This is a genomic window from Streptomyces sp. NPDC054840, assembly GCF_053611065.1.
In genome coordinates this window covers 1-13,685 of record NZ_JBSGZP010000011.1, presented here as the reverse complement: position 1 = coordinate 13,685, position 13,685 = coordinate 1, and the positions used below count along the sequence as shown (strand labels likewise).

The following is a 13,685-nucleotide window of genomic DNA, read 5'->3' as shown; positions in this document are numbered from 1 at the left end:
CCCTCAGTCCCATTCCAGGCCGCCGCGGCGCCACACGTAGGCGTAGGCGACGAAGACGGTGAGCACGAAGAGCAGCATCTCGACGAGCCCGAAGATCCCCAGGGAGTCGAAGGTGACAGCCCAGGGGTAGAGGAAGACAACCTCGATGTCGAAGACGATGAAGAGCATCGCCGTCAGGTAGTACTTGATGGGGAAGCGGCCACCGCCGGCCGGCATCGGCGTCGGCTCGATGCCGCACTCGTAGGCTTCAAGCTTTGCCCGGTTGTACCGTTTTGGGCCGATCAGCGTGGCCATGACCACGGAGAAGATCGCAAACCCTGCGCCGAGGGCGCCGAGCACGAGGATGGGCGCGTACGCATTCACGCTCCTCGCTCCTTCCAGTCGTCCTTGACCGTTGGACCGCTGCCGGCCGGGGGGCACCTCCCAGCGGTCGCCGCTGGGGGGCGTGCGCCGCCTCGCGAAGATCACGCTTTCGATCAAGCGCTTCCATGTGAGGCAGTTCACAAGCCGGACTGGTGCGCATCTTATGCCTGCTCGTCTGTGATCTGCGACACGGGTTGCGACACCGAGTTTGTGATCTCCACCACCTGACGAACGATCATGAAGTCCAATGAGTGGTGATCTTCATACGCGAAGCATCCACATGATCACCAAAGGTGACATCCGAGCCCGTTACCGCAGGTAGAAGGCCACTGGCCCTATCAAAGGATTCCACGTGCAGGCAAATTGGCAACGAGGGTATCGGGGTGGTAAGGGGATCGGCGTCGCCCGGTCGGGGGACTCCCGGCGTACGGAGGTGGACGCGGGAGGATCCGGACCGGGCGCGGGGCGGACCCGAGGGGGTGAGAGGAATGAGGGGCGGAAGAGGGGGCAGACGCCGAACCGGCGGAAGCGCCCGCCGACCGCCCACGGGACGACGCGAGCGCGTGCATCCGTTCACGAACCTCTCGGCCCGTTCACAGGAAGGTCACGGGAGGAGCACAGCGTCCGCATGACGTGATGCTGCTGTGACCTGCGCCACTCCGAATCGAGCCTTCCGAAAGAGGGCTTGGCCATCTGTGCCGAGTGATGGTAGGTCAGGGGTCAATCGGGACTTAATTCCGAAACCCCATGATCACAGCCTTGTGAGGGCCTGTCCGTTTCGCCCGTTACGGCGTCAATAAGAAGCCGGACGCGCCCGGTTCGCGCCCTTCTCACGCAACTGTGGCGCAACCCACGTTTCTTGAAGGGAACCCGGACGCCCTGATAGCGGTTGTCCTCATGTCCCACACCGCTCACATACCCAGCCACCGGAAGCCCCGCCGCAGCGCCTCGAAGCTCGCGGTGCGCGCCGGAGTTGCCGGTGGCGTCCTCAGCACCCTCGCCATGGCCGGCACCGCGAGCGCGTCCCCGTCCGCCGAGCCCGTGGCCGAGACGACGCTCGAAATGCCGGTCCTCAACCTGGACCTGGGCGCCGACGTCTCCTCCGCCGTCACCCAGGCCGCCGAGAACACCCGCCTCGCGGCCGTCGAGGGCGAACTGACCGCCCAGGAGGAGAGCGCCCGTACCGGCGCCGCCGCCGAGGCGAAGCAGGCCAAGGAAGAGGCCCAGAAGAAGGCCGACGCCGAAAAGGCCGAGAAGGCCGCGAGGGCGGCGAAGGAAGAGGCCGACCGCAAGGCCGCGGCCGAGCGTTCCAGCCGCAGCGGCTCCGAGCGCACGACGCTGAAGAGCACCGCCGCCCCGCAGGGCTCCGGCACCGTCTCCGCCCCGGCCACCGGCTCCGCCGCGGCCATCGTCAACTTCGCCCGCGCGCAGGTCGGCAAGGCGTACGTGATGGGCGGCACCGGCCCGTCCTCGTTCGACTGCTCCGGTCTCGTCCAGGCCGCCTACCGCCAGGCCGGCATCAGCCTGCCGCGCATGTCCCAGGCGCAGTCCTCGGCCGGCACCTCCGTGTCGCTGAGCGCACTGCAGCCGGGCGACATCCTGTACTGGGGCTCCCGGGGCAGCGCGTACCACGTCGCCATCTACGTCGGCGGCGGCAAGTTCGTCGGCGCGCAGAACCCCAGCACCGGCATCGTCGAGCGCAACCTCAGCTACGACAAGCCGACGGGCGCCGTCCGCGTCCTCTGAGCACCGCTCAGCTCACGGCACCAGGTACGGCCGAGGGCCGGTACTCCCCCGCTCGGGGGTGGAGTGCCGGCCCTGGGGCCGTTCTTCGTGTTTCCCGGGGGCCAGGACGTGCCCACGGGTCCTGCGCGGCCCAGCGGGGCCGGCGAGGCCGCCGGCTCGGAGCGGGCCTCCCGCTGCTTCTCGTGGAGCGCGAGCGGCTCGGCGTGCTCCTCGACGAGCCGCTCCTGGTATGCCCTCTCGACCGCGCCCCGGACGCCCCCGGCCGGGCCCGTGCCCGCGGCACGCTCGCCGGCCTGATCACGGGGCTGCCGGCCGGGCCGTGTCCCGCCTGGCGGCCGCCCGTGTCGAACCGGCCGAGTCCCTGCGAAGATGGCGGCAGCGCGCGCCTGACCGTCGGGGCCGACCCGCCGCGTCCCGACCCGCCCCTGGAGGTGGTGGTCCCGTGAACCCGAAGCCGTACGAATCCCACGGCGCCGGCGACCCCACCGCGGGCGTGGCCGCGCTCGGGCTCGGCCTGCTCGCGGTGGGCGGCTGGCTGCTGACCACCGCCCGCCCCTGGCAGAAGCCCGGCCACCCGCTCACGCTGGGCCTCGGCTGGAGCGCCTCGGCGGCGCTGCTGGTGTGCGGGCTGGTCCTGCTGGCCAGGTGCGTCCGTACCGTCCACGGCCGCCAGGACGCGGCCCCGGAGCCTGCCCCGGACCCGGACTCGGACGTGCCCGCACCCACCGAGGCGGGCACGGGCACGGACGGCTGACGCGTCGGTTCAGGCCTTGGGGGCCACCTTCGAGAGGCCGTTGATGATGCGGTCCATCGCGTCACCGCCCGTCGGGTCGGTCAGGTTGGCCAGCATCTTCAGGGTGAACCGCATCAGCACCGGGTGGGTCAGACCGCGCTGGGCGGCGATCTTCATGACCTTCGGGTTGCCGATCAGCTTCACGAAGGCGCGGCCCAGCGTGTAGTAGCCGCCGTAGGTCTCCTTGAGCACCTTCGGGTAGTTGTGCAGCGCCAGCTCTCGCTGGGCCGGGGTGGCCCGCGCCTGGGCCTGCACGATGACGTCGGCCGCGATCCGGCCCGACTCCATGGCGTACGCGATGCCCTCGCCGTTGAACGGGTTGACGAGCCCGCCCGCGTCGCCGACCAGCAGCAGCCCCTTGGTGTAGTGCGGCTGCCGGTTGAAGGCCATCGGCAGGGCCGCGCCGCGGATCGGCTGCGTCATGTTCTCGGGCGTGTAGCCCCAGTCCTCCGGCATGGAGGCGCACCAGGCCTTGAGGACCTCGCGCCAGTCCAGCTCCTTGAAGGCGGAGGAGCTGTTGAGGATGCCGAGGCCGACGTTGGAGGTGCCGTCGCCCATGCCGAAGATCCAGCCGTAGCCGGGCAGCAGCCGGTCCTGCGCGCCGCGCCGGTCCCACAGCTCCAGCCAGGACTCCAGGTAGTCGTCGTCGTGCCGCGGCGAGGTGAAGTACGTCCGCACGGCCACGCCCATCGGGCGGTCCTCGCGCCGGTGCAGGCCCATCGCCAGGGACAGCCGGGAGGAGTTGCCGTCGGCCGCGACGACCAGCGGGGCGTGGAAGGTGACCGGGGTCTTCTCCTCGCCCAGCTTCGCGTGCACGCCGGTGATGTGACCGGTGCGCGCGTCGCGCACCGGCTCGCCGACGGTGCAGCGCTCGTACAGGCGGGCGCCGGCCTTCTGCGCCTGGCGGGCCAGGGTCTCGTCGAAGTCGTCGCGCTTGCGGACGAGTCCGTAGTCCGGATAGGAGGCGAGTTCCGGCCAGTCCAGCTGGAGCCGCTGCCCGCCGCCGATGATCCGCAGACCCTTGTTCCGCAGCCAGCCGGCCTCTTCGGAGATGTCGATGCCCATCGCCACCAGCTGCTTGGTGGCGCGCGGGGTCAGGCCGTCGCCGCAGACCTTCTCGCGCGGGAACGCCGTCTTCTCCAGCAGCAGGACGTCCAATCCGGCCTTGGCGAGGTAGTAGGCGGTGGTCGAGCCGGCGGGCCCGGCCCCGACGACGATCACGTCCGCGGAGTGTTCGGAGAGGAGCTCGGTCACTGCGGGGTCTCCCGAAGGCTCGATAAAGGGTGCCCAACGGCACCGGACATGTGCAGTCTATGCAGCGAGAGAGATCACGATCCGAAGGGTGCCTCCGATGACCACCTCGCCGACCCGGCCGCTTCCCTCCGTACGGCTCCGCGTGCCCACGGACGAGGACGCGCACGCCTGGCACGCGGCCTTCGCCGACCCCGACGTCATGGAGTTCCTGGGAGGTCCCGCGGAGCTGTCCGCGTACGAGGAGATCACCGCCCGCCAGCGCATGCACGACGCCCAGCTGGGCTACTGCCTGTGGACCCTGGTGGACGCGCAGGGCACGGTGATCGGCTTCACCGGCGCCCAGCCGTGGCCCCGGGAGAAGGCGTGGGGCCCGGTGGGCGAGATCGAGATCGGCTGGCGACTGGGCCGCTCCGCCTGGGGCCAGGGCTACGCGTACGCCGCCGCGCTGGCCACCCTGGAGCGGGTCCGCGCGGCCGGTGTCCCGCACGTGGTGGCGATGATCGACGCCCGGAACGCGCGTTCGGTGGCGGTGGCGGAGCGTCTGGGCATGACCCTGGCCGAGGAGTTCACCACCCCGGGCGGCAATCCGGCCCGGCGCTACGCCCTGTCCCTGGGGCGCGGGTAACCGGGCTCCGCCCGGCCCTGGGGCTCCGCCCCGGACCCCGGCGCCTCGAACGCCGTGTGCGGAGCCGGGCTTCAGAAGACGGACAGGCCCGTCAGGGTCGTGAACCGGTCGAGGGCCGCCACGCCCGCCACCGAGTTGCCGCGGGCGTCCAGGCCCGGGCTCCACACCGCGATGGTGCACTGGCCCGGGACGACGGCGACGATGCCGCCGCCCACCCCGCTCTTGCCGGGCAGCCCGACGCGGTAGGCGAATTCGCCCGCCGCGTCGTACGTCCCGCAGGTCAGCATCACCGCGTTGATCTGCTTGGCCTCGCTGCGCGTCAGCAGTCGCGTGCCGTCCGCGCGGAGCCCGTGCCGGGCCAGGAAGCGCCCGGCACGGGCCAGGTCGGCGCAGCTCATCTCGATGGAGCACTGCCAGAAGTAGTGCTCCAGCAGCGCGGGGACCGGATTGCCGATGTTCCCGTACGAGGCCATGAAGTGGGCGACGGCCGCGTTGCGGTCGCCGTGCTCCTGCTCGGAGGCCGCGACCTCGGCGTCGAAGCCGATGTCCGGGTTCTGGCTCTCCTGCCGCAGGAACTCCAGCAGCTCGCTGCTCGCGTCACCCGTCAGCGTCTGGAGCCGGTCGGTGACCACGAGGGCGCCCGCGTTGATGAATGGATTGCGCGGAATGCCGTTTTCGTACTCCAGCTGTACGAGCGAGTTGAACGGGTTGCCGGAGGGCTCCCGCCCGACCCGCTCCCACAGGCTGTCGCCGCCCTCCGCCAGAGCCAGGGCGAGGGCGAAGACCTTGGTGATGGACTGGGCGGAGAAGGGAACCCGCCAGTCCCCCACCCCGAAGACGTTGCCGTCGAGGTCGGCAATGGCCATCCCGAACCGCCGCCGGTCCACGGAGGCCAGCGCCGGGATGTACTCGGCGGGTGTACCGCTGCCGATCAGCGGGGCGATGTCGGCCGCGATCCGCTCCAGCAGGGGCCCGTAGTCCGGGCGCTCGACGTCAGACACCGCGGTCAGTCCTTGATGCCCCGGTGCAGCGCGACGATGCCGCCGCTGAGGTTGCGCCAGGCGACCCCGGACCAGCCGGCCTTCTGCAGCAGGGCGGCCAGCGCCGGCTGGTCGGGCCATTCGCGGATGGACTCGGCGAGGTACACGTACGGGTCGGGGTCGGACACCACCGTGCGGGCCACCGGCGGCAGCGCCCGCATCAGGTACTCCATGTAGACCGTGCGGAACGGCGCCCAGGTGGGCTGCGAGAACTCGCAGATGACGACCTGCCCGCCGGGCTTCGTCACCCGGTACAGCTCGCGCAGGGCGGCGTCGGTGTCCTGGACGTTGCGCAGCCCGAAGGAGATCGTGACGGTGTCGAAGACGTCGTCCTTGAACGGCAGCTTCGTCGCGTCACCGGCGGTCAGCGGCAGCCAGGAGTGCCTCTTCTTGCCCTCCATGAGCATGCCCAGGGAGAAGTCGCAGGGGACGACGTACGCGCCGGTGGCGGCGAAGGGCAGCGAGGAGGTGGCGGTTCCGGCGGCCAGGTCGAGGACCACGTGGCCGGGACGCGCGCCGACCGCCTTGGCGACCTCCTTGCGCCACAGCCGGGCCTGGCCCAGCGAGATGACGTCGTTGGTGAGGTCGTATTTTGCCGCGATGCCGTCGAACATGGAGGCGACTTCGTGCGGCTGCTTGTCCAGGGAAGCCCTTGTCACTGGCGTTCGCCCCTCGGTGTGCGATGCGGATCGGCGGGTACGCCCCCATCCTCTCAGGCCGCGCCCGCCAAGAGCCGCGGGGGCTCCGACACCCCCGGCCCCCTTTCCCACCGGAGAGGTGTCGGAAACTGTTCCGAAGGACAGTTACGCGGCGCCCCGGCGGACGCGTTGACTGACACGGTGCGGCCCGGTGAGGGTCACCCACCGGATCGGTGACCGAATCGTGGCCGGTCCGGCAGCGGCCGCCACGAACAGGAAGCTTCACAATGCCGGCAGGCCATTCCGACGGTCGCTCCCGTCGCAGCAGCCCGCGCGCCCAGCGCCGGGCCGAGCGGCGCAAGCGGCTGCGGCGCACGATCCTCCTCGGCTCGGCGGCGCTGGCCGTGGTCTCGGCGACCGCGTACACACTGCTGCCCCAGGACGACGACGCGAAAGCCGCCGCGGGCCGGGCAGCGGCCCAGCCGGACCCGACGGCCGGGGAATCCGCGGACGCTTCCGGGAACGCGGTCCCGCAGGGCGGCCAGCAGTCCCCCTCCCCGCAGCCGCCCAGCTCGCCCCCGGCATCTCCCGCCGGCTCGCCCACGCCCACGGTCGGCGCCGCGACGCCCGCCCGGCCGGGCGTCTTCAAGGCCTCCTCCACCGCCGGAAAGGCGCAGGGCAAGGGGCCGGCGCGCCGCTGGCGGATCGAGGTCGAGGAGGGCAGTGGGGTCGACCCGGAGTCGGCCGCCCGCTCGGTCGAGACGATCCTCGGGGATCCGCGCGGCTGGACCAAGGACCCGCAGTACGGCTTCCAGCTCGTCGGGGCGGGCCAGCCGGTGGACTTCACCGTCAAGATCGCGACGCCCACGACCACCGACCGCCTGTGCGAGGTGGTCACGCCCGAGCTCATCGGCGAGACCAACTGCCGGGCGGGGCACACCGTCGTGGTCAACCTCAAGCGCTGGCAGGAGGGTTCGCCGCAGTTCAAGGGCACGCCTGAGGAGTACCGGGCGCTGATCATCAACCACGAGGTCGGGCACGAGCTCGGCCGCGATCACGAGACCTGCCCGGGCCCCGGCAAGCCCGCTCCGGCGATGATGCAGCAGATCAAGGGACTGCTCGGCTGCAAGTCCAACGCCTGGCCGTACGACTCCGAGGGAACCTACCTGTCCGGTCCGCCCGTCCTATAGGGAGGAGAGCCGGTCACAGGACGGGGCCGGCCGGGGGGCTAGGAGAAAACGTGCGCGTCGTCAGCTTCAGCGTCCCGCCGTGGTTTCCCCCGTACGAGGAGCCGGGCGGGGAAGCGCAGGCACCGTGCGACGACGTGCAGGGCGGCTCCGTGCCGAACGGGGACGGGCCCGCCGAGCGGCCCGCCGATGCCCAGCTGACCGAACAGGAGTCGGCGGTGTTCCTGTGCCTGGCCACCGGCGCCTCCAACCGGGAACTCGCCGCCGAGCTTCAACTCTCCGTCAGCACGGTCAAGTTCCACGTGGTGAACATCCGGGCCAAGCTGGGCGGCATCAGCCGCCTGCAGGCCTGCCTGCTGGCCGCCCTCGCCCGGGAGGACACCCGGCGCGCCGCCGGCCGCTCCGGGGACCGCGACCGGACCGGGCTCAGCGACGACGGTGGAGCAGGCGCCCGCCGATGACCGTGGCCACGCACGTGGTCGCACCCCGCTCCAGCAACGCGGCCTCGTCCGCCACGGCGAAGACCGCGAACCGCGCCGGAACCCCCGCCTCCAGGATCCCGTGGAAGGCCTCCGCCGCAGCCTCCCGCCCGGCGAAGGGATCCAGGTCGGGCAGCCCCTCGTAGGCGGCGGGCGGCAGGATCGTGAGCCCGGACCGGGACACCGCCGTGCGCACCGCCGGGATCGTGAAGCGCCCGCAGACCGCCACCACCCCGCGGGCCAGCAGCCGCTGCGTGCCGCGCCGGGCGCTGTGGCCCCACCGCGGCTCGGTCATCTTCAGCGCGTCGAGCGCGGCCGCACCCCGGATCGGGTCCGCGCCGAGCTCGGTGACCTCGTACGGATCGTCCGGGTAGTACGTGCGCTCCAGCAGCTCGTCGGCCCCCCGCACCACCAGCCCCGGGGTGATCACCCCGGGCCAGCGGCGGGTCCGGGCGTGCGGATGGGCCGCGGCGGCCTCCTCGTACGACCCCACGCGGGCGATCCGGTCCCCGTCGACGAGGACCGCACCGCCCGGCAGCGGCGCGGACCCCGGCCCGGGGACCAGGAGTTCGGCGGTGTGCAGCGTCAGCATCGGTCGGCGGGCGTCGTCAGTTCGTGGAGATGAGCTTCAGCTCGGGGTGCGCCGTGCCGCCCTCGATGGCGGTGGAGGAGATGTGCGAGACCACCCGGTCGTCGACCGGGTCGTTCGCCGGGTCGTCGTGCACGAGCAGGTGCTCGTACGTGGTCGCGCGCTGCGCCGGGGTGCGGCCCGCCTTGCGGATCAGGTCGATGATCTCCTGGCGGTTGGAGCGGTGCTTGGCACCGGCCGAGGAGACGACGTTCTCCTCCAGCATGATCGATCCGAGGTCGTCGGCACCGTAGTGCAGCGAGAGCTGGCCCGCCTCCTTGCCGACGGTCAGCCAGGAGCCCTGGATGTGGGCGATGTTGTCGAGGAACAGGCGCGCGATCGCGATCATGCGCAGGTACTCGAAGATCGTCGCCTGGGTGCGGCCCTTCAGGCGGTTGTTCTCGGGCTGGTAGGTGTACGGGATGAAGGCGCGGAAGCCGCCCGTACGGTCCTGGGTGTCCCGGATCATCGCGATGTGCTCGATGCGCTCGGCGTTGGTCTCGCCGGTGCCCATCAGCATCGTGGAGGTGGACTCCACGCCCAGCTTGTGGGCGATCTCCATGATCTCCAGCCAGCGCTCGCCGGACTCCTTGAGCGGGGCGATCGCCGTACGCGGCCGCTCCGGCAGCAGCTCGGCGCCGGCGCCCGCGAACGAGTCGAGGCCGGCCGCGTGGATGCGCTGGATGGCCTCCTCCGCCGAGACGCCCGAGATGCGGGCCATGTGCTCGACCTCGGACGCGCCGAGGGAGTGGATGACCAGCTGCGGGAAGTCCTTCTTGATGGCGGAGAAGTGGTGCTCGTAGTACTCGACGCCGTAGTCCGGGTGGTGCCCGCCCTGGAACATGATCTGGGTGCCGCCGAGCTCGACGGTCTCCGCGCAGCGGCGCAGGATGTCGTCGAGGTCGCGGGACCAGCCCTTCTTGGCGTCCTTGGGGGCCGCGTAGAAGGCGCAGAACTTGCACGCCGTGACGCACACGTTGGTGTAGTTGATGTTCCGCTCGATGATGTACGTCGCGATGTGCTCCGTACCGGCGTAGCGGCGGCGGCGCACGGCGTCGGCCGCCTGGCCCAGCGCGTGCAGCGGCGCGTGGCGGTAGAGGTCGAGCGCCTCTTCCTTGGTGATCCGGCCCCCCGCGGCGGCGCGGTCGAGGACAGACTGGAGAACGGCCTGGTCGGTCACCGGTGAGTCACCTTTCGGCGGTGTGTCTGTGTCAAGGTCCGGACCGATCCAGCCTACGCCAGGGGCCGGCACACGGATTTCAGGGGCTACGCCTGAGATCGCCTTCGGGGTTTCCGGCCGGGTTGTCGCCCGACTTGTAATGGAGTGTCCCGTCCGCGTTGAGCGTGAAGCGCTCGTCGGCGGAGCCGTTGGAACAGACCCCGGGGGCCGGGTTGGGGCCGCCCGCGGTGTCCAGGACCAGCGAGCGGTCGGTGGCCGAGGAGAGCTTCCAGTCGCCGCTGCAGTCCGTGCCCAGGATGTCCAGGACCGACTTGTCCCGGGCGACGACCTCACCGACCCGGCCGGCCTTGATGGTGATCTCGAACTCCGAGGAGAGGCCGAGACGGGCGGTGGTGACCGTGCCCTTCCAGGTGCCGACGAGCTCCTTGGGGACGTCCTCGCGGGTCCCCTGGGGCGCTGCCGCGCTCCCGCCGGCGCTCGGGGTCCCGGTCGGGTCGGGCTCGGAGGAGGCCGCGGGGGCGGGCTCGGAGGCGGAGGCGGAGGGGCGCCCGGCGCCGGCCAGGTCTCGCCCCTTGCTGCCCTGGCCCGGCAGGACGTCCAGCCAGTACAGCCCGCCGGACAGCACCGCCAGCACGGCCGCCGCGGCCAGGACCACGGTGCAGCTGAACCGGCGCCCGGCCGCCCTGACGGTGACCTGCCGCCCCGGATCCTCCGCTGCGCTCCGCTGCCCGGGCAGCCCCGCGCCGGCGGTTCCGGGGCCGGGGGTCGCGTACGGACCGGATCCACCGGGCGAGTCGGCGGCCGCGGTCGGCGCACCGGCCGCCCCACCTCCCGTACCGGCGGAGCCGGAGCCGCCGTACGGCGAGCCGGCGCCCGGTCCCCCGTAGGCGGGGTCGGGCGGTCCGAAGCTCCCCGCCCCGGCGGGGCCTCCGTACGAGGCGGCCGTGAACGGCACCGGCCCGGACGGGCCGTCCGCGTACGGCGAGTGCGGCGGGGGCGGTGAGTACGGCGCCGCGAAGCCCCGGCCCGCCGACGCCCCGGACCCCGCCTCTGCGGAGTCCGCGTCGAGGTCCAGCAGCGCCACCGCGGCCCGGCTGGCCTCCTCGACCAGCGGCCCGGGCAGCCAGCCGGGGACGCCCAGCGCCCCGCCGAGGGCCGCCGCGACCGTCTCGGGGGCCGGCCGCTCCGCCGCCGTCTTGGCCAGGCAGGCCTCGATCAGGTCGCGCAGCTCCCCGGCCGGGAGCGCGCCGAGCTCCGGCGGCTCGTGGACCACCTTGTAGAGGAGGGTCGCCGAGTTGTCCCCGCTGAAGGGCGGTCGCCCGGTCGCCGAGAAGGCCATGACCGCGCCGAGCGAGAACACGTCGGCCGCCCCGGTGATCCCCTTGCCGAGGATCTGCTCGGGCGACATGTAGCCGGGCGAGCCGACGGAGACCCCGGTGGAGGTGAGGGAGGCGGTGCCGTCGGTGGCCCGCGCGATCCCGAAGTCGATCAGCCGGGGCCCGTCGAGGGTGAGCATCACGTTCGACGGCTTCACGTCCCGGTGTACGAGGCCCAGACCGTGCACGGCCACCAGGGCGCGGGCCAGCCCCGCGCCGATGGCCCGCACCGAGGCCTCGGGCAGCGGGCCGTGCGCGGCCAGCGCCCGGTCCAGGGAGGGGCCGGCAACGTATCCGGTGGCCACCCACGGCACCGGCGCCTCGGGGTCCGCGTCCAGCACCGGTGCGGTCCATTCGCCGCCCACCCGGCGGGCCGCCTCCACCTCACGGCGGAACCGGGCCCGGAACTCCTCGTCGGTGGCGAAGTGCGGGTGCACGATCTTGACGGCGACGGTCCGGCCGCCCGCACTGCGCCCCAGGTAGACCCGGCCCATGCCACCCGCGCCGAGCCGGCCGAGCAGCCGGTAGGCGCCGATGGTGCGCGGCTCACCGGCTTCGAGCGGCTGCATCGCGTCCCCCCAATTCCCCGTGACGGCGGGCGCCTTGTGCCGCCCGGCCGAGCAGCAGCCTAAGGGCTCTCCCGTGATCCCCGGCGGGCGCACGGCGACGGCTACGGCACCTCGCCGCGTTGTCGGAACGCCCGCATACGACCGGCATGAGGACGCCCTCCGCCTTGCGATGCACCGCATCCGACGCCGTGCGCCGATCCACCGGGGATTCCGGGACAGCCCTTGGCCGCCCCGGGGCGGGGCGGGGGAAGGAGCACGGTCACCCTTTTGCATTTCCGTCCCGGGCCGGGAAATACAAAAAAGGCGGGAATTCCCGGTAAACCGCACATTCACCCGTCCGGCGTTCGGACTACCGCGGGGTAATGCCCGTCAGCACTCCTGGACCACCGTGCTCAGCAGCTCCACGGCGACATCCGCGGGATACCCGGTCGTCGATCCCGTACGGCGCGCGAATTCACGTACGCCGGCCAGCTGCTCGGGACCGAAGCGGAAGTCGAGCGTCGTGAAGTACCGCTCCAGCAGCTCCGCGTCGAAGGCCTCCCAGCGGGCCGCCTGCTCGGCCACCTTGGTGACCTCCTCCAGGGAGACGTCCCGGGAGGCGAGGAAGGCCTCGTGGACCTCGCGCACGACGGCGGGCTCACGGGCGAGGTAGTCCTTGCGGGCGGCCCAGACGGCGAAGACGAACGGCAGCCCGGTCCACTCCTTCCACATGTGGCCCAGGTCGTGCACGGTCAGCCCGAGCCGGGGCGCGTCGTGCAGGGAGGCCCGCAGTGCGGCGTCCCCGATCAGTACGGCCGCGTCCGCCTCCTGCATCATCACGCTCAGGTCCGGCGGGCAGGTGTAGTAGTCGGGGCGTACCCCGTACTGCTCGGAAAGCAGCAGCTGGGCGAGGCGTACGGACGTACGAGAAGTGGAGCCGAGTGCGACGCGGGCTCTGTCGAGCTGCTCCAGGGGGACCTGCGAGACGATCACGCAGGACATCACCGGGCCGTCGCAGCCGACGGCGATGTCGGGGAAGGCGACGAGCCGGTCGGCGTTGCGGAGGAACTCCACGAGGGTGATCGGGGCGATGTCCAGCTCCCCCTGGACGAGGCGCTCACTGAGCTTCTCGGGGGAGTCCTTGGTCAGCTCCAGGTCCAGCAGAGTGCCGGTTCTGGCCAGCCCCCAGTAGAGGGGCAGGCAGTTCAGGAACTGAATGTGGCCGACACGGGGCCGGCTGCGATAGACGTCCACATCGCGAGACTAGCCCCCGTGTCCGCGTCAGCCTTGCGGCGGGTCTCAAACGTCCGGGTGACGTGATCTTTCCCTCTGGTCTCGGCCGCAGGGTGCGTGCTAGGCTCGACGCAAGTTGCAGTTTGGTTTCCCTTGCAGTACGAGGCCTGCGGAGAATGTGACCCGCAGGCTTTTGTAGTTTTCAGACTTCTTAGCAGGTTCTGGAGCAGGGCGACCCTTTGGCCCATAGGAGGGCTCATGGCTACCGGAACCGTGAAGTGGTTCAACGCTGAAAAGGGCTTCGGCTTCATCGCCCAGGACGGCGGCGGCCCGGATGTCTTCGTCCACTACTCCGCGATCAACGCCTCTGGCTTCCGCTCCCTCGAGGAGAACCAGACGGTGAACTTCGACGTCACGCAGGGTCCGAAGGGCCCGCAGGCGGAGAACGTCACCCCGGCCTAGTCGCCTGGGCCAACCTAAATCGCGGGTTGGAAAAGCAGTACCCAAGGAGCCCTGTCCCCTCTGCGCGAGCAGACCCGGCAGGGCTCCTGCCTTTTGCCTCCCGGCGGGGGCCGCGTACGCGGACGGGACCGGG

The 13,685-nt window shown here is 71.7% G+C and carries 15 protein-coding genes; 7 read left to right on the top strand and 8 right to left on the bottom strand.

Translation table 11 applies throughout. The features are described 5' to 3' along the window. Nucleotides 1-3 precede the first annotated feature (3 nt). Complete coding sequence (locus ACWGIU_RS02045) at nucleotides 4-363, bottom strand: NADH-quinone oxidoreductase subunit A (protein ID WP_030010013.1); 360 nt, start codon at nucleotides 361-363, stop codon at nucleotides 4-6. Between the two features lie 897 nt (nucleotides 364-1,260). On the opposite strand from ACWGIU_RS02045, the gene ACWGIU_RS02040 reads away from it, so the two are divergent. The 3 genes from ACWGIU_RS02040 to ACWGIU_RS02030 all read left to right on the top strand — a co-directional run bounded on the left by ACWGIU_RS02040 (nucleotide 1,261) and on the right by ACWGIU_RS02030 (nucleotide 2,863). Then, entirely contained in the window at nucleotides 1,261-2,109 is an 849-nt protein-coding gene (locus ACWGIU_RS02040) for a C40 family peptidase (RefSeq protein WP_453701773.1), read from the top strand. A 182-nt stretch (nucleotides 2,110-2,291) separates the two neighbouring features. Further along, a complete protein-coding gene (locus tag ACWGIU_RS02035) occupies nucleotides 2,292-2,555 on the top strand; it encodes a hypothetical protein (protein ID WP_453701772.1) in 264 nt (87 codons plus the stop codon). Further along, nucleotides 2,552-2,863 (top strand): hypothetical protein, encoded by a 312-nt coding sequence (locus ACWGIU_RS02030; protein WP_453701771.1) that lies wholly within the window; start codon nucleotides 2,552-2,554, stop codon nucleotides 2,861-2,863. The genes ACWGIU_RS02035 and ACWGIU_RS02030 overlap by 4 nt, the downstream gene beginning before the upstream one ends. 9 nt (nucleotides 2,864-2,872) lie before the next feature. Here ACWGIU_RS02030 and ACWGIU_RS02025 read toward each other — a convergent pair whose 3' ends face one another. Next, nucleotides 2,873-4,156 carry a geranylgeranyl reductase family protein gene (locus ACWGIU_RS02025; protein WP_453701770.1) on the bottom strand — a complete coding sequence of 428 codons (1,284 nt, stop codon included), beginning with the start codon at nucleotides 4,154-4,156 and terminating at the stop codon, nucleotides 2,873-2,875. Between the two features lie 97 nt (nucleotides 4,157-4,253). Here ACWGIU_RS02025 and ACWGIU_RS02020 point away from each other — a divergent pair, with 97 nt between their 5' ends. Beyond that, nucleotides 4,254-4,781, top strand: a complete 528-nt coding sequence (locus ACWGIU_RS02020) for a GNAT family N-acetyltransferase (RefSeq protein ID WP_453701769.1) — start codon at nucleotides 4,254-4,256, stop codon at nucleotides 4,779-4,781. A 71-nt stretch (nucleotides 4,782-4,852) separates the two neighbouring features. Here the strand turns inward: ACWGIU_RS02020 and ACWGIU_RS02015 are convergent, their stop codons facing one another. Both ACWGIU_RS02015 and ACWGIU_RS02010 read right to left on the bottom strand, forming a co-directional pair. Beyond that, nucleotides 4,853-5,749, bottom strand: coding sequence for a glutaminase (locus ACWGIU_RS02015; protein ID WP_453701785.1), 897 nt, complete (start codon nucleotides 5,747-5,749; stop codon nucleotides 4,853-4,855). A 38-nt stretch (nucleotides 5,750-5,787) separates the two neighbouring features. Continuing rightward, nucleotides 5,788-6,480 carry a demethylmenaquinone methyltransferase gene (locus ACWGIU_RS02010; protein WP_453701768.1) on the bottom strand — a complete coding sequence of 231 codons (693 nt, stop codon included), beginning with the start codon at nucleotides 6,478-6,480 and terminating at the stop codon, nucleotides 5,788-5,790. 266 nt (nucleotides 6,481-6,746) lie between these two features. On the opposite strand from ACWGIU_RS02010, the gene ACWGIU_RS02005 reads away from it, so the two are divergent. Continuing rightward, complete coding sequence (locus ACWGIU_RS02005) at nucleotides 6,747-7,649, top strand: DUF3152 domain-containing protein (protein WP_453701767.1); 903 nt, start codon at nucleotides 6,747-6,749, stop codon at nucleotides 7,647-7,649. A gap of 50 nt (nucleotides 7,650-7,699) precedes the next feature. Beyond that, on the top strand, nucleotides 7,700-8,107 hold the full coding sequence (locus ACWGIU_RS02000) for a response regulator transcription factor (protein WP_453701766.1): 408 nt from the start codon (nucleotides 7,700-7,702) through the stop codon (nucleotides 8,105-8,107). Here ACWGIU_RS02000 and ACWGIU_RS01995 read toward each other — a convergent pair. From ACWGIU_RS01995 to ACWGIU_RS01980, 4 genes are all read right to left on the bottom strand, one after another. Continuing rightward, nucleotides 8,073-8,717, bottom strand: coding sequence for an imidazolonepropionase-like domain-containing protein (locus ACWGIU_RS01995; protein WP_453701765.1), 645 nt, complete (start codon nucleotides 8,715-8,717; stop codon nucleotides 8,073-8,075). The genes ACWGIU_RS02000 and ACWGIU_RS01995 overlap by 35 nt on opposite strands. A 16-nt stretch (nucleotides 8,718-8,733) precedes the next feature. Continuing rightward, a complete protein-coding gene (mqnC, locus tag ACWGIU_RS01990) occupies nucleotides 8,734-9,933 on the bottom strand; it encodes a cyclic dehypoxanthinyl futalosine synthase (protein WP_453701764.1) in 1,200 nt (399 codons plus the stop codon). Between the two features lie 79 nt (nucleotides 9,934-10,012). After that, nucleotides 10,013-11,878: a serine/threonine-protein kinase gene (locus ACWGIU_RS01985; RefSeq protein WP_453701763.1), complete on the bottom strand. Its 1,866-nt coding sequence runs from the start codon at nucleotides 11,876-11,878 to the stop codon at nucleotides 10,013-10,015. Between the two features lie 369 nt (nucleotides 11,879-12,247). Next, a complete protein-coding gene (locus ACWGIU_RS01980) occupies nucleotides 12,248-13,111 on the bottom strand; it encodes a menaquinone biosynthetic enzyme MqnA/MqnD family protein (RefSeq protein WP_453701762.1) in 864 nt (287 codons plus the stop codon). Between the two features lie 237 nt (nucleotides 13,112-13,348). On the opposite strand from ACWGIU_RS01980, the gene ACWGIU_RS01975 reads away from it, so the two are divergent. Then, entirely contained in the window at nucleotides 13,349-13,552 is a 204-nt protein-coding gene (locus tag ACWGIU_RS01975; RefSeq protein ID WP_030012116.1) for a cold-shock protein, read from the top strand. The last annotated feature ends 133 nt before the right edge of the window (nucleotides 13,553-13,685 follow it).